Origin of the sequence: Janibacter sp. GS2 (genome assembly GCF_051200835.1) — a bacterium.
Lineage (GTDB): Bacteria > Actinomycetota > Actinomycetes > Actinomycetales > Dermatophilaceae > Janibacter.
This window is the reverse complement of record NZ_CP195161.1, coordinates 470,298-491,494: the sequence shown is the minus strand read 5'-3', so window position 1 is coordinate 491,494 and position 21,197 is coordinate 470,298. Positions and strand designations below refer to the sequence as shown.

The 21,197-nt window shown below is 68.7% G+C and carries 20 protein-coding genes; 9 read left to right on the top strand and 11 right to left on the bottom strand.

Features of this window, described 5'->3' with window-relative positions; genetic code table 11:
• Positions 1–93 precede the first annotated feature (93 nt).
• On the bottom strand, positions 94–2,292 hold the full coding sequence (locus tag ACR9E9_RS02400) for a heavy metal translocating P-type ATPase (protein WP_435203559.1): 2,199 nt from the start codon (positions 2,290–2,292) through the stop codon (positions 94–96).
• 109 nt (positions 2,293–2,401) lie between these two features.
• A complete protein-coding gene (locus ACR9E9_RS02395; RefSeq protein WP_435201320.1) occupies positions 2,402–2,608 on the bottom strand; it encodes a heavy-metal-associated domain-containing protein in 207 nt (68 codons plus the stop codon).
• A gap of 125 nt (positions 2,609–2,733) precedes the next feature.
• Between ACR9E9_RS02395 and ACR9E9_RS02390 the strand changes: the two genes are divergently transcribed.
• Positions 2,734–3,399, top strand: a complete 666-nt coding sequence (locus tag ACR9E9_RS02390) for a lysoplasmalogenase family protein (protein WP_435201318.1) — start codon at positions 2,734–2,736, stop codon at positions 3,397–3,399.
• A 1-nt stretch (position 3,400) separates the two neighbouring features.
• A complete protein-coding gene (locus tag ACR9E9_RS02385) occupies positions 3,401–4,444 on the top strand; it encodes a LacI family DNA-binding transcriptional regulator (RefSeq protein ID WP_435201316.1) in 1,044 nt (347 codons plus the stop codon).
• 15 nt (positions 4,445–4,459) lie between these two features.
• On the opposite strand, the gene ACR9E9_RS02380 is transcribed toward ACR9E9_RS02385, so the two are convergent.
• Positions 4,460–5,947, bottom strand: a complete 1,488-nt coding sequence (locus tag ACR9E9_RS02380) for a DHA2 family efflux MFS transporter permease subunit (RefSeq protein WP_435201314.1) — start codon at positions 5,945–5,947, stop codon at positions 4,460–4,462.
• Between the two features lie 103 nt (positions 5,948–6,050).
• Between ACR9E9_RS02380 and ACR9E9_RS02375 the strand changes: the two genes are divergently transcribed.
• From ACR9E9_RS02375 to ACR9E9_RS02365, 3 genes are all read left to right on the top strand, one after another.
• Positions 6,051–6,326, top strand: a complete 276-nt coding sequence (locus ACR9E9_RS02375) for a DUF2277 domain-containing protein (protein ID WP_435201312.1) — start codon at positions 6,051–6,053, stop codon at positions 6,324–6,326.
• Between the two features lie 473 nt (positions 6,327–6,799).
• Positions 6,800–8,176 carry a replicative DNA helicase gene (dnaB, locus tag ACR9E9_RS02370; RefSeq protein ID WP_435203557.1) on the top strand — a complete coding sequence of 459 codons (1,377 nt, stop codon included), beginning with the start codon at positions 6,800–6,802 and terminating at the stop codon, positions 8,174–8,176.
• 434 nt (positions 8,177–8,610) lie between these two features.
• On the top strand, positions 8,611–9,270 hold the full coding sequence (locus tag ACR9E9_RS02365; RefSeq protein ID WP_435201310.1) for a hypothetical protein: 660 nt from the start codon (positions 8,611–8,613) through the stop codon (positions 9,268–9,270).
• Positions 9,271–9,524: 254 nt separating this feature from the next.
• Here ACR9E9_RS02365 and ACR9E9_RS02360 read toward each other — a convergent pair whose 3' ends face one another.
• From ACR9E9_RS02360 to ACR9E9_RS02345, 4 genes are all read right to left on the bottom strand, one after another.
• Positions 9,525–10,097, bottom strand: a complete 573-nt coding sequence (locus ACR9E9_RS02360) for a dihydrofolate reductase family protein (protein ID WP_435201308.1) — start codon at positions 10,095–10,097, stop codon at positions 9,525–9,527.
• A gap of 354 nt (positions 10,098–10,451) precedes the next feature.
• Positions 10,452–10,847: a VOC family protein gene (locus ACR9E9_RS02355; protein WP_435201306.1), complete on the bottom strand. Its 396-nt coding sequence runs from the start codon at positions 10,845–10,847 to the stop codon at positions 10,452–10,454.
• Positions 10,848–10,968: 121 nt separating this feature from the next.
• Positions 10,969–11,667: a response regulator gene (locus ACR9E9_RS02350; protein ID WP_435201304.1), complete on the bottom strand. Its 699-nt coding sequence runs from the start codon at positions 11,665–11,667 to the stop codon at positions 10,969–10,971.
• The gene (locus ACR9E9_RS02345; protein ID WP_435201303.1) at positions 11,664–13,256 is read right to left on the bottom strand and encodes an ATP-binding protein; all 1,593 of its coding nucleotides are present in this window, start codon (positions 13,254–13,256) and stop codon (positions 11,664–11,666) included. The genes ACR9E9_RS02350 and ACR9E9_RS02345 overlap by 4 nt, the downstream gene beginning before the upstream one ends.
• A gap of 17 nt (positions 13,257–13,273) precedes the next feature.
• Here ACR9E9_RS02345 and ACR9E9_RS02340 point away from each other — a divergent pair, with 17 nt between their 5' ends.
• Complete coding sequence (locus ACR9E9_RS02340) at positions 13,274–14,269, top strand: Bug family tripartite tricarboxylate transporter substrate binding protein (RefSeq protein ID WP_435201301.1); 996 nt, start codon at positions 13,274–13,276, stop codon at positions 14,267–14,269.
• Between the two features lie 32 nt (positions 14,270–14,301).
• Here ACR9E9_RS02340 and ACR9E9_RS02335 read toward each other — a convergent pair whose 3' ends face one another.
• The 3 genes from ACR9E9_RS02335 to ACR9E9_RS02325 are packed head-to-tail and all read right to left on the bottom strand — an operon-like array spanning position 14,302 to position 17,383.
• A complete protein-coding gene (locus ACR9E9_RS02335) occupies positions 14,302–15,846 on the bottom strand; it encodes a tripartite tricarboxylate transporter permease (protein ID WP_435201299.1) in 1,545 nt (514 codons plus the stop codon).
• The gene (locus ACR9E9_RS02330; protein WP_435201297.1) at positions 15,843–16,364 is read right to left on the bottom strand and encodes a tripartite tricarboxylate transporter TctB family protein; all 522 of its coding nucleotides are present in this window, start codon (positions 16,362–16,364) and stop codon (positions 15,843–15,845) included. Before ACR9E9_RS02330 ends, ACR9E9_RS02335 begins: the two co-directional genes overlap by 4 nt.
• Positions 16,361–17,383, bottom strand: a complete 1,023-nt coding sequence (locus ACR9E9_RS02325) for a Bug family tripartite tricarboxylate transporter substrate binding protein (protein ID WP_435201295.1) — start codon at positions 17,381–17,383, stop codon at positions 16,361–16,363. Before ACR9E9_RS02325 ends, ACR9E9_RS02330 begins: the two co-directional genes overlap by 4 nt.
• Positions 17,384–17,535: 152 nt before the next feature.
• Here ACR9E9_RS02325 and ACR9E9_RS02320 point away from each other — a divergent pair, with 152 nt between their 5' ends.
• Together ACR9E9_RS02320 and ACR9E9_RS02315 are read left to right on the top strand one after the other, a co-directional pair.
• Entirely contained in the window at positions 17,536–17,781 is a 246-nt protein-coding gene (locus tag ACR9E9_RS02320) for a hypothetical protein (RefSeq protein ID WP_435201293.1), read from the top strand.
• Positions 17,778–17,903, top strand: a complete 126-nt coding sequence (locus ACR9E9_RS02315; RefSeq protein WP_435201292.1) for a hypothetical protein — start codon at positions 17,778–17,780, stop codon at positions 17,901–17,903. The genes ACR9E9_RS02320 and ACR9E9_RS02315 overlap by 4 nt, the downstream gene beginning before the upstream one ends.
• 79 nt (positions 17,904–17,982) lie before the next feature.
• Here ACR9E9_RS02315 and ACR9E9_RS02310 read toward each other — a convergent pair whose 3' ends face one another.
• On the bottom strand, positions 17,983–19,863 hold the full coding sequence (locus ACR9E9_RS02310) for a PTS mannitol transporter subunit IICBA (protein ID WP_435201290.1): 1,881 nt from the start codon (positions 19,861–19,863) through the stop codon (positions 17,983–17,985).
• 237 nt (positions 19,864–20,100) lie between these two features.
• On the opposite strand from ACR9E9_RS02310, the gene ACR9E9_RS02305 reads away from it, so the two are divergent.
• Positions 20,101–21,180 (top strand): zinc-dependent dehydrogenase, encoded by a 1,080-nt coding sequence (locus ACR9E9_RS02305; protein ID WP_435201288.1) that lies wholly within the window; start codon positions 20,101–20,103, stop codon positions 21,178–21,180.
• The last annotated feature ends 17 nt before the right edge of the window (positions 21,181–21,197 follow it).

Sequence of the window (21,197 nt, the reverse complement as noted above, 5' to 3'; positions counted from 1 at the left end):
CCCTAGCCGCCTGGTCACGGCGGGCCGCCCTGCTGGACGAGGGGGACCTCCCCTTCGCCCGGACACGACGGGTGCGAAGGGGAGGCCCGCGCCTCAGCGTGCCGTGAAGCCCCGCAGCCGCAGGCTGTTGCTCACGACGAAGACCGAGGAGAAGGCCATCGCCGCGCCGGCGATCATCGGGTTGAGCATCCCGGCGGCTGCGAGCGGCAGGGCCGCGACGTTGTAGGCGAAGGCCCAGAAGAGGTTGCCCCGGATCGTCGACAGCGTGCGCCGTGCCAGCCGGATCGCGTCCACCGCGACGCGCAGGTCGCCGCGGACCAGGGTCAGGTCGCTGGCCTCGATCGCCACGTCCGTGCCGGTGCCCATGGCCAGACCGAGGTCGGCCGTAGCCAGGGCGGCCGCGTCGTTGACTCCGTCACCGACCATGGCGACGACCTTGCCCTCGCCCTGCAGCCGCTCGACGACGGCCACCTTGTCGGCGGGCATGACGTCGGCGATGACATCCTCCGGGGCGATGCCGACATCGGCGGCGACGGAGCGGGCGACGACCTCGTGGTCGCCGGTGAGCAGGATCGGGCGCAGCCCCAGGTCGCGCAGCTCGGTGATCGCCTGTGCCGACGACTCCTTGATCGTGTCGGCGACGACGAGCAGACCACGGGCGCGACCGCCCCACGCCACCTGCACGACCGTGCCGCCGCGCTGCTGGTGGGCCAGAGTCGCGTCATCGAGGTCGGTGCACCGCATCTGGCCCGCCTCGCTGAGCAGGCCGGGCCGGCCCACGACCACCGACTCCTCGCCGACGGTCCCTCGCACGCCGAGCCCCTCGGCATTGGCGAAGCCCTCGACCGGCGGCAGCTGACCGATGCTCTCGCGCGCACCGGTGGCGATGGCCCGGGCGATCGGGTGCTCCGACGCGGCCTCGAGCGCACCGGCCAGGCGCAGCACCTGCGCCTCGTCCTCGCCCTCGGCGACGACGACCTCGCGCAGGCTCATCCGGCCCGTGGTCACGGTGCCGGTCTTGTCGAGGACGATCGTGTCGACCTTCCGGGTGGACTCCAGGACCTCCGGGCCCTTGATGAGGATGCCCAGCTGCGCTCCCCGGCCGGTTCCGACCATGAGGGCCGTCGGCGTGGCCAGCCCCAGAGCGCAGGGGCAGGCGATGATCAGCACCGCGACGGCGGCGGTGAAGGCCATCGAGAGCCCGGCGCCGATGGCGATCCAGAAGATCAGCGTCGCCAGGGCGAGCACGAGGACGATCGGCACGAAGATCCCGGAGATCCGGTCGGCGAGGCGCTGGACCTCGGCCTTGCCGTTCTGCGCGTCCTCGACCATCCGTGCCATCTGCGCCAGCTGGGTGTCGCCGCCGACGCGGCTGGCGCGCACGACGAGTCGACCGCCGGCGTTGACGGTCGCGCCGACGACCTCGTCCTCGGGGCCGACCTCGACAGGCACCGACTCGCCCGTGAGCATCGAGGTGTCGATCGCGGAGGTGCCGTGCTCGATCACGCCGTCGGTGGCGACCTTCTCGCCCGGGCGCACCACGAAGCGCCTCCCCACGGCCAGCTGCTCGACCGGGACCTGCCGTTCGGTGGTCCCGTCCGCATCGAGGACGGTGACCTCCTTGGCGCCCATCTCGAGCAGGGCCCGCAGCGCGGCGCCGGCCCGTCGCTTCGAGCGCTTCTCGAAGTAGCGGCCGGCCAGGATGAAGGTCGTCACCCCCGCGGCGGCCTCGAGGTAGATGTTGCCGGAGCCGTCGGAGCGCTCGACGGTCAGCTCGAAGGGGTGGGTCATCCCGGGCATCCCGGCGGTGCCCCAGAAGAGGGCGTACACGGACCAGGCCAGGGCGGCGAGCGTGCCCATCGACACGAGGGTGTCCATCGTGGTCGTGCCGTGCCGCAGGTTGGTCCACGCCGCCCGGTGGAAGGGCCACGCGCCCCACACGACGACCGGGGCGGCCAGGGTCAGCGACAGCCACTGCCAGGAGGTGAACTGCAGGGCCGGGATCATCGCCATGGCGATGACCGGGGCCGACAGCACCGCCGAGATGAGCAGGCGCCGGCGCAGCTGCTCGGTCTCGTCGGGAGGGGCCGGCTCACCGCCCGTCGCCCGCTCCGGTCGCGGCAGGGCCGCCCCGTACCCGGCCTGCTCGACGGTCTCGACCAGCCGTTCGGGCGGGACGTCGGTGGCGTAGCTGACCTTGGCCTTCTCCGTCGCGTAGTTGACCGTGGCGCTCACGCCGTCGAGCTTGTTCAGCTTGCGCTCGATCCGGTTCGCGCAGGAGGCGCACGTCATCCCGGTGATGGCCAGCTCGACCTCGGCCGGGCTGCCGGTGCTCGAGGTGGGTGTGTGGGTTGCGGTGCTCACGGCTCTCTCCTGTGGTGGCGAAGGGGGTGCTGCCGGCTCAGGCCAGCTGGTAACCGGCCTCCTCGACGGCCGAGCGCACGGCGTCCGGGTCCACCGGCTCGGCGCTGGTGATGGTCACGGCACCGGACTCGAGCTCGACCCGGACGTGCTCGACGCCGGGGATCTGCTCGACCTCCTCGGTGACGGACGCGACGCAGTGGCCGCAGGTCATGCCGGTGACGGAGTAGGTGCTGGTCGCGCTCATGAGATGTCCTTTCGTGGTGACGGTCCCTTCAACACGGTACCCCCCTAGGGTATTCCCGTGGCGGTCGGGTACGCAGCCCTCGGGCTGACCGGCGGCGGCTTCCTGCGGTGACTAGGCTTCGGGCCATGCCTGCCGCCCTCGTCACCCTCGCGGTGGTCACCCTCGTGCACCTCGTCGCGCAGGCGAGCTCGCCGGATGGCGTGGTCGCCGACCTCACACAGGTGCTCCTGATGCCGGTGCTGGCGTGGACCCTCATCACGAGCACCCCGAACCCGAAGTCGCGCCTCGTGCGGCTCGTCCTCCTCGCGCTCACGCTGAGCTGGCTCGGCGACACGCTGCCGCGCTTCGCGAAGGACGGCAGCGACCTCGGCTTCGTCCTGATGCTCGGTCCCTTCCTCCTGGCCCAGCTCGCCTACGTGGCGGCCTTCCTCCCCTTCGTCTCCCGCAGCATCGTGCGCACCCGGCCGCTGCTGCTGGCCCCCTATGCGCTCGCGCTCGCCGTGCTCGTCGCGGTCGTGGCCGGCGACGCCGGAGCGCTGCTGCCGGCGGTCATCCTCTACGGCGTCACCATCCTCGCCATGGCGGTCCTGGCCACCGGCATCGACACCGTCGCGACCGTGGGCGCCATCGTCTTCCTCGTCTCGGACGCGCTCATCGCGCTGAGCGCCTTCGCCGGGCTCGACCTGCCGCTGCACGGCGTGTGGGTCATGCTCACCTACATCGCCGGGCAGACGCTGCTCGTCACCGCCGTCGCCCACCACGACCGCGCCGTGGCGGCCCGGCGGGCCTGAGGTGCGCAGCCACCGCGTTGCCGACATCGCCGAGCAGGCGGGGCTCTCGCCCGCGACGGTGGACCGGGTGCTCCACGGGCGCTCCGGGGCGAGCCCGCGTGCGGTGCAGGCGGTGGAGCAGGCGCTCGCCGAGCTCGATCGCCAGGCCGCCTCGTTGCGCCTGGGTGCCCGATCGCTCGTCCTCGACGTGGTGATCCAGGCGCCGAACCGCTTCTCCGGCGAGGTCCGCGCCGCCGTCGAGTCGCAGCTGACCGGTGTGCGGCCGGCGGCGGTGCGGGCCCGCTTCCACCTGAGGGAGTCGGGCACCGTCGAGGAGGTCGTCGCCACCCTCGACGGCATCGGGCGACGGGGGCGCACCAGCCACGGCGTGCTGCTGAAGGTCCCGGACGAGCCCCGCCTCGCCGTGGCCATCGACGACCTCGTCGAGCGGGGGATCCCGGCGGTCACCCTCGTCACGGATGTCCCCGGATCGCGGCGGATCGCCTATGCCGGACCGGACCATGCCTCGGCCGGGAGGACCGCTGCGCACCTCGTGCACCGGTGGGGCGGAAGGGAGTCCGGCACCGTCCTCGTCACGCTCAGCCGCTCGAGCTTCGTCGGCGAGCGCACGCGGGTGGAGGCCTTCGTCGACCAGATGGCCACCGCTGCCCCGGGGCTCGTCGTGCGCCGGGTGACGGACGCCGACGGTCTCGACGCGTCCACGGCGGCCGTGGTGGCCGCCGAGCTGGAGTCGATCGATGACCTCGTGGGCGTCTACTCGGTCGGTGGCGCCAACCGCGCCATCCTCCGGTCCCTGCGGGCGAAGGGCGTGGCTGCCGCCGTCTTCGTCGGCCATGACCTCGACAGTGACAATCTCGAGCTGCTGCGCACCGGCGAGATCGACCTCGTCCTCCACCACGACCTGCGGGAGGATGCCCGCTCGGCCCTCCGCGCCGTGCTGCGCCACCACGGCCTCGCGCCGGGAGCGCCGACGTCGATCGCCTCCGGGGTGCAGGTCATCACGCGGCACAACATCCCCGCGCGGATGCGCCCGGAGGACGCCTGAGCCCGGTGGGGGTCGTCAGTGCGCGACCTCCACGGGTGCCTCCTCCACGGGGGCATCCCCGACGGGGGCCTCGGCGTCCTCGACCGGGGTGCGCACGATGAGCGAGGTCGGGATGGCGATCGCGGCGACCACGGCCAGCAGCGCGAAGCCGGCCTGCACCCCGTCGGCCCGATCCGCGACCGAGGGATTGGCCCCGGCGACGAGGGACATCACGGCGATGCTCGTCGCCGTGCCCGCGGCGCCGAAGACCTGCTGTGAGGAGCCGAGCAGGGCCGACCCGTGGGCGTACAGGTGCTGGGGCAGCGACCCGAGCCCGGCCGTGAAGAGCGGGGTGAAGAGCAGCGCGAGGGACAGCGAGAGCAGCACGTGCAGCCCGAGGATCGTCCACGGCCCGACGGAGGGGACGAGCAGGGCCATCAGCGCGAGGGAGAGGGTCATCCCGATGGCGCCGGGCACGACGAGCGGGCGGGCGCCGATCCGGTCGTAGAGCTTCCCGATCTGCGGTCCGAGCAGGCCCATCGCCAGTCCCCCGGGGATGAGCAGCAGACCCGTCTGCAGGGTGCTCAGCCCGAGCCCGGACTGCAGGTGGATCGGCAGCAGGATCATCGTGCTGATCAGCGCCGAGAAGCCCAGTGCCATCGTCAGGAAGGCCCCGGTGAAGCTGCGGTGGCTCAGCGTGCGCAGGTCCATCAGCGGATCACCGGTGCGCGCGAGCGAGCGCTGTCGCCAGACGAAGGCGATGAGCGCGAGGACCGCGATGCCGGCCGCCAGGGCCGGGTCGACGACGGGCTCGGGGGCGGGCGCGCCCCCTTCGCCCTGACCGCCACCGAGGCCGGAGAGGCCGTAGACCAGCCCGCCGAAACCCAGGACGGACAGCACGAGGCTCGGCAGGTCGAGGGTGCTCTCCTCGCGCTCGCCGACGTCGGGCAGCTGCCGCAGACCGAGCCACAGGGCCACCAGGGCGATCGGCAGGATGGCGAGGAAGATCATCCGCCACGAGCCGGTGCGCAGCAGGATCCCCGAGACGGCCGGGCCCATGGCCGGGGCGACGGCGATGACGAGGGAGACATTGCCCATGGTCCGACCGCGCTCGGCGACGGGCACGAGGTTCATCAGGGTGGTCATGAGCAGCGGGATCATGATCGCGGTGCCGGCGGCCTGGACGACGCGGGCACCGACGAGGACCTCGAAGGCCGGCGCCACGGCCGCGATGGTCGTGCCGACCGCGAAGAGCCCCATCGCCAGGGCGAAGGTCGCCCGCGTGGCCAGGCGCTGCATGATCCAGCCGGTCATCGGGATGACCACCGCCATCGTCAGCATGAAGGAGGTCGTCAACCACTGCGCGGAGGTCGCCGGGACGTCGAAGTGGGCCATCAGCGGCGGGATGGCGTTGTTCATGATCGTCTCGTTGAGGATGACGACGAAGGTGGCCACCGTCAGGATCCGCAGGATCAGGGCGGTCTGCGCCGGGGTGGTGACGGGCGCTGCCGCGGTGGTGGTCATGGAACTCATGATCGGGTACAGCGCCGACAACGGCCAATGACATTCCCGATACGGGTGCCCGAAGGGGGTGCCTTCCGTCACGCCTGGGAGGAGACTGGGTGCCATGTGCCGAAACATCCGACAGCTGCACAACTTCGAGCCGCCCGCGACGGGCGATGAGGTGCGCGCCGCCGCGCTGCAGTACGTGCGCAAGGTCAGCGGGTCGAGCAAGCCGAGCCAGGCCAACCAGGCGGCCTTCGACGCGGCGGTCGAGGAGATCGCCGCGGTGACCCAGGACCTGCTCGACCACCTCGTCACCAGTGCCGAGCCCAAGGACCGTGAGGTCGAGGCCGCGAAGGCGAAGGAGCGGGCCCGGGTGCGCTACGGACGCGCCGGGTGAGCACGTCCCTCGGCCCCGACCCGGGATGCCTCCACGCGTTCACCGACGAGCAGGATTTCGTCTCATCCTCACCGAGGACGTCGGGTCCCGACGCTGAGGTGGATCGGGGGTGACCACGAGGTGGCCCCCGAGTTGCGCAGAACCCGAAACTGTGAGTGCGGCGTGTCGTGCGCCTGTGGATGGCCGACGCGAAAAGAATCTGTGCTCCACACGCTCTCGGCAGCGTTTGCGCAGGTCAGGGGGCGTGTCGTCGGGCTGGGTGCGCGTGGGTCCACAGGGTTGTCCACGGGCTGTGCACAGTCACATGGCGCGTCGTCCACAGTTTGTCCACATCCTCGTCCACAGGGTTGTTTGGTGTTGTCAGTGGCGGGTGCGACCCTGCTTTGACGCCCCCTTCGCGGGGTGAGCGGAGCCCCCTTCGTCGGGGGTCGTCCGGCAGGCACACGGAGGGCATCACGGTGACGACGAGCGAGATGGACACGAGCGTCTACAGCAGCGACGCACCTTCCTACTCGTCGGGACCCCACGACCGCCTGCCGCCGCAGGACGTCGGCGCGGAGCAGTCGGTGCTCGGCGGCATGCTGCTGAGCAAGGACGCCATCGGTGACGTCAACGAGGCGGTCCGCAGCAAGGACTTCTACCGTCCCGCTCACGAGCTGATCTTCGACGCGGTCGTCGACCTCTACTCGCGGGGTGAGCCGGCCGACGCGATCACCGTCGCCGACGAGCTGAGCAAGCGGGGCGACCTGCAGCGCGCGGGCGGTCAGGCCTACCTCCACGACCTCATCCAGTCGGTGCCGACCGCGGCCAATGCCGGGTACTACGCGCAGATCGTCGCTGAGCGGGCGGTGCTGCGCCGGCTGGTCGAGGCGGGGACGAAGATCGTCCAGATGGGCTATGCCCAGGGCGGCGGCGACGTCGAGGACATCGTCAACGCCGCGCAGGCGGAGGTCTACACCGTCGCGGAGAAGCGCGGCGGCGAGGACTACGCCCCCCTCTGGGACACCCTCAACGACACGATGACCGAGATCGAGGTCGCCGCCGGGCGCACCGACGAGATGACCGGCGTGCCGACGGGCTTCGCCGATCTCGACGAGCTGACGCACGGCCTGCACGCCGGCCAGATGGTCGTCATCGCGGCGAGGCCGGCTGTCGGCAAATCGACGATGGGAGTGGACATCGCCCGCGCAGCGGCGATCCACCACGGGATGGCCACGGCGATCTTCTCCCTCGAGATGAGTCGCAGCGAGATCACGATGCGTGTGCTCGCGGCGGAGGCGAGCATCCAGCTGCAGCACCTGCGTCGCGGCAAGATGAGCGACCCGGACTGGCGCAAGCTCTCCCGCGTGGTGGGGCGGATCAGCGACAGCCCGCTCTACATCGACGACTCGCCGAACCTCGCCCTGATGGAGATCCGCGCCAAGGCCCGACGGCTGAAGCAGCAGCACAACCTGCGCCTCATCGTCATCGACTACCTGCAGCTGATGACCTCGGGCAAGAAGGTCGAGTCGCGTCAGCAGGAGGTCTCGGAGTTCTCCCGTGCGCTGAAGCTGCTGGCCAAGGAGCTCGAGGTCCCTGTCATCGCGATCAGCCAGCTCAACCGTGGCCCCGAGCAGCGCACCGACAAGCGGCCCGCGATGAGCGACCTGCGTGAGAGTGGCTCCATCGAGCAGGACGCCGACCTCGTCATCCTGCTGCACCGTGAGCGCGGCCCCGAGTCCGAGCGCGAAGGGGAAGCCGACGTCATCGTCGCCAAGCACCGAAACGGCCCGACCGCGGACATCGTCCTGGGCTTCCAGGGGCACTACGCGCGGTTCTCGAACATGGCGAAGGACTCCGGCGGATTCTGATCCGACAGCAGTCGCGTCTGACTGACACCGGTGGTTCGCCGAACCACTTCGCCGGCTGATCGTGCAAGCTGCGGCGTGAAGCAGGTGGCGTCCCCACCGCGGCGGTCACTGATCGATCGCGTTGAAGGTGTCGTCTTCGACAACTTCTCCCCCATTGTCGGTATCTGCCCTAGCGTGGGAAGCGTCCGACTCGGATGGGGCCGGATCGACCGCCTGGCCGGTTGATGAAGGAGCGGATCGGCATGACCAGTGCAACGCTTTTCGTGGAGGACGTGACGCAGCATCGTCAACACGGCTACTGAGGAGGGCCCCGACGTCGTGTTCGAGGCCGTGAGCGCTCGCCGGACGGTGCCCGCCGGGCTGACCCCCCATCTCGCATCGGCACTCGAGAACGCCCGATCGATCACCACCGACGCGTTCAAAGGGCATTGAACATGTCGGTCGTGCGCACTCGGAACTTGCGCCTGCGGCGTGAGGCCCGGGGATTCGCCATCGGCTCCCTGCTGTTCATGCTGGGTTCCGTGCCCGCCTACGCGCTGGCGGTGGGTCCGGTGGTGGATGCGCTGACCTTCTTCGTCGGTTCCGTGTTCTTCACGCTGGCAGCGGCTGTGCAGCTGGCTCTGAGCGGTCGGCCGCTTCTGCGCCGGGGCTCCAACCGCCCGGACGTCGAAGACTGGCTGTCGGCGGCCATCCAGTTTGCCGGGACCATCCTGTTCAATGTGAGCACGCTGGTGGTGCTGATCACGGCGATGACCTCATCGACCCGCGGTGAGGACGGCTGGCGCCCGGACGCGTTCGGGTCGGTGGCGTTCCTCGCCTCCAGTCTGCTTGCGGTCGCCGCCACCACACAGCGAGACCGGCTCTGGGACCCACACGCGCGAACCTGGCGATGCACGTGGTTGAACATGGCGGGATCGGTGCTTTTCGCCGCATCCGCGGTGGGTGCCTACGTGGCACCATCCACCGGCACGATGGTGAGTCTCTTCTGGGCGAACGCCGGAACATTCACCGGAGCGCTCTGCTTCTTCACCGCGGCACTTCTCAGCCGGCGTATTGCTGCGAGCGAGGCCGAGGAGGCGGCGCATCGCTGCTGAGTCTGCCCGCTGGCGGGGCCCTCCTCATGGTTCTTGCGGGCCGGGCGACTGCCCTGGGGCCCCTTGGGGACCCGTCGGTTGTGGATCAGGTTGGTTGATGGCGACGTGCTCCTCGCGTGGGGAATATCGAGGCATTGCCTCGGGTATCCGCCGAACGCCTCGCCGGACCCGCTGGGATCCCCGCGGTCTCTCGCTGGACCCCCACCTGCACCTCCCGGAACTTCCCGGCCAACGCCGCTCGCCGGGTACCGAGGTCACTTGGGACGGCGGTAGATCTCGACGACCACGCCGCTGTCGAAGGTCCGGGAGCTGATCCGGTCGAAGGGCTGCGGTGCGAACGATCCGTCGACGAGTGGTGTCCCGGCGCCGAGCACGATGGGGTTGCGTTTGATCACCAGCTCGTCGATCTCGGTGCGCAGCTCGCCGGCCAGGTTGCCGCCGCCGGCAAGCCAGATCCCGGCTCCATCGGTGTTCTTCAACTCGCGCACACGACCCGCCGGGTCTGCAGCGACCACCTCCACGTCCTGGTCCTTCGACGTGAAGGTTGTGGAGCAGACGAACTGGCGCAGGTGCGGGTAGGGGCTGGTGATGCCTGCGTCCAGGGCGGGTTGGTAGGTGCGCCGGCCCATGATGACGGTGCCGAAATGGCGGTTGTCGCGCTCACTGATTCCCAGAGCCGCGCGGGCGTGCACCGGCAGGGTTTCGGGGTACTCCTCGATGATCCACTCGGCGAGGTCACCGTCGAAGTGGAAGAAGTCGAACTGCCCATCCGGGCCGGCGATGTATCCATCGGCAGAGGCGGCCACGTAGTAGGTCAGTGATTGCATCGGATGATCCTACGACCCGACACGGCTGCCCGTCGGTGAATTCTCGTTGTTGCGCGCCGGGGCTGGACCCAGCGCCCGGACGGGGTGTCGCCGTGGTTGCTGAAGATGCCGCGGTAGCGGTCCCCTGGGCACGGGCGATCGACCCTGCCGGCGGGCTCCGAGGCACCGCAGAACCGCTCCTATTCGGACCCTGCCGCTCGACCGACCGTTGTGGTGTCGAGACTCCGCCATCGACGTGGGGGCGAGCCGAAGCGGCGGTGGAAGGCTCGGCTGAAGGCCGCGTCGGGGGTATAGCCGACCTCGCGGGCGATCGTGTCGGTGAACCCCTGGGATGCCGACTCGCGGAGGGAGCCGTCACCAGGCGTGGGGCGTGGGTCGGCACAGGCAGAAGGGGTGTCCGGCCGGGTCCGCGTAGACGCGAAACCCCCGCGCCGGTGACGGCGCGGGGGGCTCGACCGGGTCGATCGCACGGCCTCCGAGCGCGAGCACCCGCTGGTGCGCGGCGACGATGTCGGTGACGAAGAAGTCAACGTGTGCCTGCTGAGGAACCTCCTGCCTCGGCCAGGTCGGCGGCACGTGGTCGGGTGCGAGCTGGAAGCTCATCCGTGGCCCGGGCCCGGTGATCGTGACCCAGTCGTCGTCGCTGTCCGCAGAGACGGCGTAGCCGAGCAGTTCCACGTAGAAGCCGGCCACGGTGCGCGGGTCCGCGCAATCGAGAGCCAGAGTGTGGAACACCGGTCGATCACTCATGCCGTCGAGCCTAGCCATTGGCGCCGGCAACGAGTTGCCGCGTGCGGCGACGCATCCGGGGACGATGATGGTGCCACCCTGCGCCCGAGTCGATGCCCGGTCGGGAGTTCCGGAGGGGGCGTCAGGAGACCCACTCATAGGTCAGTTCGGGGCGTCCTTGCTGGCCGTATCGAGGAACCGCGCGTACGCGTTCTGCATCGGCCAAGAAGGTCAGGTATCTGCGCGCCGTCACCCGGGCCAGGCCGGTGCGCTCGGCGCACCCGGCCGCAGTCAACGGGGTGGCGGCCTCGTGCACGGTCCGAGCAACCAGAGACAGGGTTTCGGCGGACAACCCTTTGGGCAGGTTCGGCTTGCGCCGGGTGACCCCGGTGAAGAGCCGGTCGATGTCGCCCTGCCCGAGGTCTCGCCCGTGAGTGGCGGCGCTGGACAGGTGGTCGTGCCGCGTCTGCCAGTCGCGCAGCCGCCGGGCCAACTCGTCCCGGGTGAAGGGTTTGACGAGGTAGTGGGCCACACCTCCGTGGTGCGCGGACTGCACCGTCTGGACGTCGCGTGCCGCGGTGACCACGATGACGTCGACGGGTCGCTCCCGGGTGCGAAGGGCGCGCAGGACCTCCAGGCCCGAACGGTCCGGCAGGTAGATGTCGAGCAGTACCAGATCCGGTTCGAGGTCTTCGACTGCCTGGAGGGCCTCGGCCGCGTTGCCGGCGTCGCCGACGACATTGAACCCGGGAATGCTCTCCAGGAAGCCGCGGTGCACGCGCACCACCATGAAGTCGTCGTCAACGATCACTACCCGTGCTGGCGCGGGGGTCTGCGTCATACCGACACCTCCTGTTCGATCGGGAGTATGGCGACGAAGGACGTCCGCGCCTGCTCCCCTTCGCCGTCGCGGTGATAACTCGCCGAGCCGCCATGCTGTTCGCACGTCAGTCCGACGAGCGCCAGTCCCCATCCCCGACCGCCCGGCTGGGTGCTCCCCTTCGTCGAGTACCCCGCCTCGAACATGTTGCTCAGCGCGGGCTCCGCCACTCCTGGCCCATTGTCACTCACCGTGACTTCCAAATCGCTCCCCGAGCGGGCGATGTGGACGACGACTTCGCCAGCCGGAGGTTCGACAGCGTCCAGTGCGTTGTCCACGAGGTTGCCGACCACGGTCAGGGTCGGGGCTGTCAGAGATTCGTTCAACGACTCCATGCTGCTGCCCTGATCGAGGATGAGGGAGACCCCGCGCTCGGCGGCACGACTTCCCTTGGCCACCAGCAAGGCCGCCACCGATGGGTCCAGGATGAGTCGCAGCACGTGGTCCACCCAGTCATCGTGCGCGCGAGCTTGCTGGTTCACGAAGGTCGCGACGTCCGAGTAGGCGCCGATCTCGATCAGTCCGGAGATGGTGTGCAGATAGTTGGAGAACTCGTGGGTCTGCGCGCGCAGCGTGTCGGTCGTACTGCGCCACACGTCGACTTGGCGGGTGAGCTCCATCAGCTCGGTGCGATCGCGGATGGTGGTGACCCACCCGATGAGCCGACCCTGGTGTCGCACCGGCATCTGGTTCAACACCAGAATCCGTGCACCGCGAGTGAGTGCCAGGTCGTGCGCCGGAGAGTTTCCGGTGAGGATGCCCACCAGCGACTCCGACAGGTCGAGCGAGGCGATGCTCTCACCGACGCGGACCCGCGGGATCTCCAACAATCGCGTGGCTTCGTCGTTGATGAGCGTGCAGGTGCCGTCCGGATCAACCCCCACGACACCTTCGCGCAGGCCGTGCAGCAGCGCCTCACGATGCTCGACGAGACCGCGGATCTCCGTCGGCTCCAGGCCCAGGGTCTGCCGTTTGATCCGCCGCGAGAGCAGGAGAGAACCACCGAGCCCGATCACGCTACCGATCAGGACGTAGCCCAGCAGTGACGGGGCGGCGGCACTGATCTGCTCGAGCAGGGTGGGGTAGTTGCGCCCGATGATCACGTAGCCGACGATGTCGCCGACCTCGTCGCCACCGGTCGTGGACACCGCAGTGACCGGGACCTGGGCCTGAATCGACTCATCGTCGCCGTGGTCCTCCACACTCACCGTGGACTGGGTCCCCGGCGGAAGGGAGTCCTCGATGCCGGGGTCGGAGTCGTACACCACCTCCCGGTCCTCATCCAGCACGACCACGTAGTCCAGTCCCGAGGTGCTGCGGATCCGCTCGGCCTCACCGGCGACACCGCCATCGTCGCCGGCCAAACCCTGCTGCACCACGAGGGTGCCGGCGATGTTCTCCGCGGTGGCCAGCACTCGGCGAGTCTCGGTGCGCTGGAAGGCCCGATCTGCTTGCGCCACGGTGACCGGCGTGACGAGCAGGATCACGGCCAGCACGATCAGCCCCTGAAGGCCCAGGAGCTGAGAAGCGAGGGTCAGGCGCGGCTTCACAAGCCCGAGTGTGGCGCATGACTCATCGCAGCGGCACTACGCTCGACCGCATGCGAAGGGCAACCGTGGTCGCGATGATGTGTTGCTGCCTCTTGATCGCGTGTTCGACCGACGTGCGCCACCCGGATGTGCCGATGCGCGTTCTCGTGCCCAATGCCACCGGTGGGGGATACGACACCACGGCCCGCGTGATGGCTGCCGCGGTCGATGAGGAAGAGATCGCCGAGCGGCCGGAAGTGTTCAACCTCGAGGGTGGCGGCGGTTCGGCGGGCCTGGCTCGGATCGTGCACGAGCGCGGCAACGATCAGCTGCTGCTGATGATGGGCCTCGGCGTGGTCGGTGCTGTGCACAGTCAGGACACCACCGTCCGACTCGATCAGGCCACCCCGATCGCCCGCCTGTTGACCGAGCCGGAAGTGGTCGTGGTGCACGCCAAGAACGGTGCGCGCTCCCTCGACGACCTCGTCCAGGAGTGGAGAGACGATCCCCAACAGGTGGTGGTCGGTGGCGGTTCCTCGCCCGGCGGACCGGATCACCTGGCCGCGTACGCCATCGCGGAAGAAGTGGGCATCCCGGTCAAGGAGGTGCAGTACGAGCAGTACGACGGCGGCGGGCCGCTGCTGGCCGCGTTGCTCGGCGGTGACATCGATGTCGCCGTCACGGGAGTCCTGGAGACTGCCGACCAGGTCCGCGCCGGTTCGGTACGCACCCTTGCCCTGACCTCGGCCACGTCGATCCCCGGCATGAAGGCTCCGACGATGCGGGAGTTGGGCTATGACGTCGAGTTCGCCAACTGGCGCGGAGTCATGGCGCCACCCGGGCTGCCGCAGGCGCAGCGCAGTCGGTTGATCGACCTGGTCCGCGAAATGCGCGCGACGTCGACGTGGAAGGCGGCGGCCAGGCAACACGGCTGGACCGATGCTCTGCTGACCGGGGAAGAGTTCGGAGAGTTCCTGGAAGAGGAGGACCAACGGGTGGCCACACTGCTCAGCGAGCTGGGGAGTGCTCGGTAGCCGGCCACCCGTCGGGTCGACCTCCATCGTGGTCAGTCCTCCTCACCGAATCCGAGCTTCTCAGCCGGTGCACGGCCGCGGATGCGGGCGATCAGCTGGGGAAGCAGGGGCAGGACCAGCGCCAGCAACGCCAGGATGAGGATGGCCACCGTCATGGGCCGGGTGTAGAAGATCGACAAGTCCCCCTGGCTGGAGGTCAGAGCTCGTCGGAACTGCGCCTCCATCTCCTTGGCCAGAATGACACCGAGGATGGCGGGTGCCAGCGGGAAGTCGAACTGGCGCATCGCGTATCCCAGGATGCCGATCGCGAGCGCGATGAGGATCAGGGTCCGGTTGCCGGTGGTCGCGTAGATGCCGAGGACCGCGAAGACCAGGATCCCGGCATACAGCACCGGACGAGGGATCTCGAGGACCTTCACCCACAGCCGGATCAGCGGCAGGTTCAACACCAACAGCATGATGTTGCCGACCAGCAGCGACGCGATCAGCGCCCACACCAGGTCCCCGGAGGTTTCGAAGAGGCGCGGACCCGGCTGGATGTTGAACTGCTTGAACGCCGCGATCATGATCGCCGCCGTGGCTGACGTGGGCAGACCCAGGGTCAGGAGGGGGACGAGGACGCCGGAGAAGGACGCGTTGTTGGCGGCTTCCGGGCCGGCCACACCTTCGATTGCGCCCTTGCCGAATTCTTTGCGACCCTTGGACCGGTTCTTCTCGTAGGCGAAGGACATGAAGGTCGGCAACTCGGCGCCCCCGGAGGGCAGTGCTCCGAACGGGAAGCCCACACCGGCACCGCGCAGCCAAGGACCCCACGAACGTCCCCACTGCTCGCGAGTGAGCCACAGGAACCCGCCTTCGCTGACGCCCAGGGGTGTCATGTGGCCCGGCTTGGTGCGTCCCTTGCCGAGCACATAGAGCGTCTCACCGATGGCGAACAACCCGATGACGACCAGGACGACGTCGATACCACCCAGAAGGTCGATCTTGCCGAAGGTCAGTCGGGGAGAGGCCGCCTGTGGATCGATGCCGATCATCGCGATGGCCATACCAAGAGTCAGCGAGCACAGCCCGCGGATCACGGATTTGCCGACCAAAGCGGTCACCGTCATCAGCGCCAACAACATCAACGCAACATAGGTGGAGGCCTGGACGGTGGTCGCCAGCTCGGCGGCGGGCTTGGCAATGAGCACCAGCAGGAAGGTGGAGATCACGGCCGCGACGAAGGAGCCGATGGCGGCGGTCGCCAGTGCGGCACGCGCTTGACCGTTCTTGGCCATGAGGTTGCCCTCGATGGCCGTGGCCACCGACGCTGATTCTCCTGGCGTGTTGAGCAGGATCGAGGTGGTCGATCCGCCGTACATGGCGCCGTAGTAGATCCCGGCGAACATGATCAGGGCCGACGTGGGGCCGCCCAGCTCGGTGGCCACCGGCAGCAGGAGCGCGATCGTGACCGCGGGGCCGATGCCGGGCAGGATGCCCACTGCGGTCCCGAGCAGAACCCCGAGGAAGGCGAAGAAGAGGTTCTCCGGAGTGAGGACGGTCGCCAGACCGCCCCAGAGGTCCGCGAAGGCGCTCATACCGGCAGCACCCCCTGAGGCAGCGTGACCCGCAGGACCTGGTCGAAGAGGTAGTAGATCCCGGGGGCGAGGATCATGCTGATGATGAGGTCGCGCGCAAGGCGGCGGGACCCGAGAACCCTGGCAGCGACGACGAAGAAGATGATCGTGCTGACGACGTAACCCAGTGGCTCCAAGGCCATGGTGTATGCGGCCAACAGCACGAGCATCAGTGCGACCTGAATCGGATGGCCGAACTTCTCAGCATCCAAACCCGGCAGCCCGCGCAGCAGCCGCACGACCTGTTGTCCGAGGTAGACCGTGGAAAGGGCAAGGAAGGCCGAAATGATGACGGTCGGGAACAGGCGCGGACCAACCGGCAGACCCGGCCTGGGCTCGATGGAGGAGATCTGCAGGAGCAGGACGACCCCGAAGGTCACCATCACCACTCCGGCGATCAGCGGGCCAGCGGGGTGCGGCCCCTCTCGCCCCGCACTGGGGGAGGAAGACGCCGCACCGGGGGTGGATTCGTGGCTCACAGGTCCAGGTCCTTGTAGAGCGCGTCGACCCGCTCGACCTCGCTGTCGTAGTAGTCCGCTGCTTCGTCGCCGGTCTTGTAGAAGTCGGTCCAGTTGTTCTGCTCCAGCTGCTTCTCCCAAGCGTCCGTCTCCCGCATCTCGTCGAGCAGCGCCGTGATGGAGGCGATGTCCTCGTCCGAGGTTCCCGGAGCGGCAACCATGCCGCGCCAGTTGGCGAAGTTCATGTCGTACCCCTCGTCGATGAGGGTGGGCGCGGTTTCGCCACCGATGTCGATCTCCTCATCGGTGGAGATCGCCAGCAGGCGCAGGTCGCCGCTCTCGATCTGGGGCAGGAACTCCGAGAGTCCGGAGCTGCCGACCTCGACATCACCGTTGGACAGGCCGGTGAGCAACTCGCCGCCGCCGTCGTATGGCACGTAGGTGTGCGCCCCGGCGTCCAGCTCCGCCGTCTTCAGCAGCTCAGCGATGACGAGCTGGTCCGACCCGCCCGCGCTGCCGCCACCCCAGGTGACGTTCTTCGGGTCCTTCTCGTAGTCGTCGATGACGTCCTGGATGGATTGGTAGTCCGAGTCCTTGGGGACGACGAAGGCCTCCGCCTCGCTGGTCAGCGTGGCGATCGGCGTGGCGTTTTCGGTCAGGGACAGCTCGCCGCCAGCCTGTTTCAGGGAGCCGATCATGACCAGCCCCGTCATCATCCACTGGTGACCGTCGCCGGACTCGTTCTGCAACTGGCCCAGACCGGTGGCTCCGCCGCCACCCTCGACATTGCTGACGTTGATGCCGCCGCTGACGATCTCTTCGTCCTCCATGACCTTTTGCATGGCGCGGGCCGTGGAATCCCAGCCACCGCCCGCACCCGAGGGCACCATGAACTCGATCGATTCGCTCCCGAAGGCTTCGGCGTCACCCCCCGCGGCGTCGCCCCCTTCGGAGCTGTCACTGCAGGCGCCGACTCCGCCAGCGAGGAACAGCGCGGTCGTCGCCGCAGCAACTGTGCGGCGGGTCCGGGTGAGTGTCATGGGATTCCCTTTCGTAGGCGTCGTTGCCAACTGATGTCGTGATGGGCGTCACGCTGGCAGGGCGAAGGGCCGCTGGGAACTAGTGCTCACCGACGTCTTTGTGGTCTTTGTGGTCGCGTCTCTCGCGGGCCCGGAGCCTGTGCCTGACCCGCGTGCTGGCCGCGACCCGAACCTGCCACGAGCTCGTGCTGGGGGACACCACCGGCACCGCCACCACCGGTGTCGACGACACCTACGCCGCCGCGCACTTCGAGGGCGTCGGTGCCGAGATCATGGGCGCGGCCATGTTCGGCCTGCACACCTTCCCCGACGATCCGCAGTGGAGGGGCTGGTGGAGTGACCACCCTCCATCGGCGACGTCCTGCGCGCCGGGCTGGTCGATCACCTGCACGTCATGATCGCCCCGATCCTGCTCGGCCGAGGCCTTCGGCTGTGGGACGACCTGAGTGGTCTCGACCGCACCCACCTGGTGACGGTCGACGTGGCCGAGAGCGGTACGACCCACGTCACCTTCACGTGATAGGACGCACGCCCCCTCCGGTGAGCGCATCAGCGAGGAAGGGACCCAACGGGCCGTGCCGGGTCCACCGCTCGGTGGATCAGGTGTGGGCACGAGGGTGGGAGACCACCTCGCCGAGGATGGCCCGGACCGCCTCCACCGACTGGGCACCCTCCAACTCGGCGACCTTGTCCGGGTCGGAGAAGACCTGGGCGATCTGCCCGAGCACGGGCAGGTGGTCCTTGCCGGCACCGGCGATACCGATGACGAACCTGGTCGGCTTGCCCGCCCAGTCGATGTCCTCGGAGTAGCGCACGAAGGACAGCGCCGTGCGATGGATGGAGTCCTTCGCCTCGTTGGTCCCGTGGGGGATCGCCAGCAGGTTGCCCATCGCCGTGGACACCGACTGCTCGCGCTCGTGCATCGAGTCGACGTAGGACGGGTCCACGGCGCCGGCGTCCACGAGCAACCGACCTGCTTCGGTGATCGCATCGTCACGGTTGGTCGCCGTGCCGGACAGGACCACCGACTCGGCGGCGAGGATCTCCGCGTCACTTCCGGCGGAGTCGCCAGCGGGCTGTGGGCCGCCGGTGTCGCTGTTGGCCGCGGCGACCATCTCCACGATCTCGTCGTACCGCGGGGATCCCATGAAGTTCTCCACCGTCACGTGGGTCGCCGAGGGAGTCCGCTCCCGGGCTCGCGCGGAGAGGTCCTGGTGCGAGACGACCACGTCGTAGACGTCGTCGAGGCTGGCGATCGCCTGATTGACCACGGTCACGTCCGCGTGGCCGGCTGCCTCGATCTTGCGCCGCAGCACGGAGGCGCCCATGGCGGAGGAGCCCATGCCGGCGTCGCAGGCGAAGACGATCGACCTGATCGGCCCTCCCTGGGGATCGCGCTGGGTCGACAGTGACCGAGCGGCCGCGGACTCCTTGCCCTTCAGGGACTCCATCTGCGTGGTGGCTCCTGCCAGGTCGCCCTCGTCATCGCTGCGGTCCAGCCGGAGGAGCACTGCGCCCACGAGGAACGAGACCAGGGCTGCGCCGAAGACTCCCGCGCTGATACCGAGGAAGTCGCCACCCGGCGTCTGGGCGTAGACCGCGAAGATCGAGCCCGGGGCCGCGGGGGCACGCAGGCCGACGTCGAATGCGGTCATCAGCGCGATCCCGGTCATCGCACCCGCGACCGTCGCCAGGATCATCTTGGGCTTCATCAGGACGAAGGGGAAGTAGACCTCGTGGATGCCGCCGAAGAACTGGATGATCACCGCACCCGGCGCCGCAGCCTTGGCAACACCGCGCCCGAAGAAGGTGTAGGCGAGAAGCAGTCCCAGGCCGGGGCCGGGGTTGGCCTCGAGCATGAAGAGGATCGACTTGCCCTGCTCGGCCGCCTCCTGGACCCCCAGCGGGGTGAGCACGCCGTGGTTGATCGCGTTGTTGAGGAACATGACCTTGGCCGGCTCGATGAAGAGCGAGGTGGCCGGGAGCAGGGAGTGGTCGACGAGGAAGCTCACCCCCGTGCCGAGCCAGCTGATGATCTCCCGCAGCACCGGGGCGAGGGCGAACATGCCGCCGATCGCCATGAGCCCGGCGAGGATCCCGGCGGAGAAGTTGTCGACGAGCATCTCGAAGCCAGGTCTGATCCGGCCGGCCCAGAGGGCGTCGAGGCGCTTCATGAGGTACGCCGTGAGCGGACCCATGATCATGGCGCCGAGGAACATCGGTGAGGCGCCCTCGTCACCGACGAAGAGCGGGTCACTGGTGGCCATGATGACGCCGATGACGGAGGTGGCCCCCACGACACCGCCTCGCACGTCGTAGACGATCTTGCCGCCGGTGTAGGCGATGAGGATCGGCAGCAGATAGATGATGGTCGGGCCGACCATCGTGGCGATCTTCTCGTTGGGTGTCCACCCGTCCGGGATGAAGAACGCAGTGATCAGTCCCCAGGCGATGATCGCGCCGATGTTCGGCATGATCATGCTGGACAGGAACGTTCCGAAGTGTTGAATGCGCACCCGCACTCCGCTTCGAGCCGCCTCAGTGGTGGTGGTCATCCCGTGCCTCCGATTTCGCCGACCGGTGACTCCGGTCACGTTCTCTTGCCTTGAAGTAAACCGCACGGCCGGGTGCATTGCCAAGCACTCGGGCAAAATTTCTTGCCCGTTCGTGTTGGAGTAGGGCGAGTTCAGCGTATGGTGGGTCTGGATCAAGCCCTGGTGAACCTGAAGGAGAACGAGATGAAGGCGCTGCGCTTCTATGCCCCTGAGGACGTGCGAGTGGAGGACGTCCCCGAGCCCGAGTGCGGCCCCGGGGAGGTCAAGCTGCGGGTGCGCAACTGCAGCACCTGCGGAACCGACGTGAAGATCTTCTACAACGGCCACCAGAACCTCACCCCGCCGCGGATCACCGGTCACGAGATCGCGGGCGAGGTCGTCGAGGTCGGTGCCGAGGTCAACGACCGGTACGGGACCGACTGGACGGTCGGGGATCGCGCCCAGGTGATCGCCGCGGTGCCCTGCGGTGACTGCCACGAGTGCCGCAAGGGCTGGATGGCGGTCTGCCAGAACCAGACCTCCGTCGGCTACCAGTACGACGGAGGCTTCGCGGAGTACATGGTCGTCCCGCGTGAGGTCCTCGCAGTGGATGGACTCAACCGTGTCCCCGACAACGTCGGCTTCGACGAGGCGTCAGCCGCAGAGCCGCTCGCCTGTGCGATCAACGCGCAGGAGCTGCTCGACATCGAGGAGGGCGACACCGTCGTGGTCTTCGGGGCCGGCCCGATCGGTTGCATGCACATCCGGGTGGCACGAGGCGTGCACGGCGCCGGACCGGTCTACCTCGTCGACGTGAACGACGCCCGGCTGAAGATGTCTGCTGACGCGGTGCACCCCGAGGAGACCATCAACGGCGCGGAGGTCGACGTGGTCGAGCGCGTCATGGAGCTCACCGGTGGACGTGGGGCCGACGTGGTCATCACCGCCACCTCGGCGAACGTGACCCAGGAGCAGGCGATCTCCATGGCCGCCCGCAACGGCCGGATCTCCTTCTTCGGCGGCCTGCCCAAGAACGACCCGACCATCACCTGCGACTCCAACGTGGTGCACTATCGCCAGCTGCACATCCACGGAGCCAACGGGTCCGCCCCGGAGCACAACAAGCGCGCCCTGGAGTACATCGCCACCGGCCAGGTGCCGGTAAAGGACCTGATCACCGAGCGCATCCCGTTGGACCGGGTTCTGGAGGCCTTCCAGATCGTGAAGCAGGGCGAGGCGATCAAGGTCACCGTCGAGCCGTAGTCCGGCCCTGGAGCCGA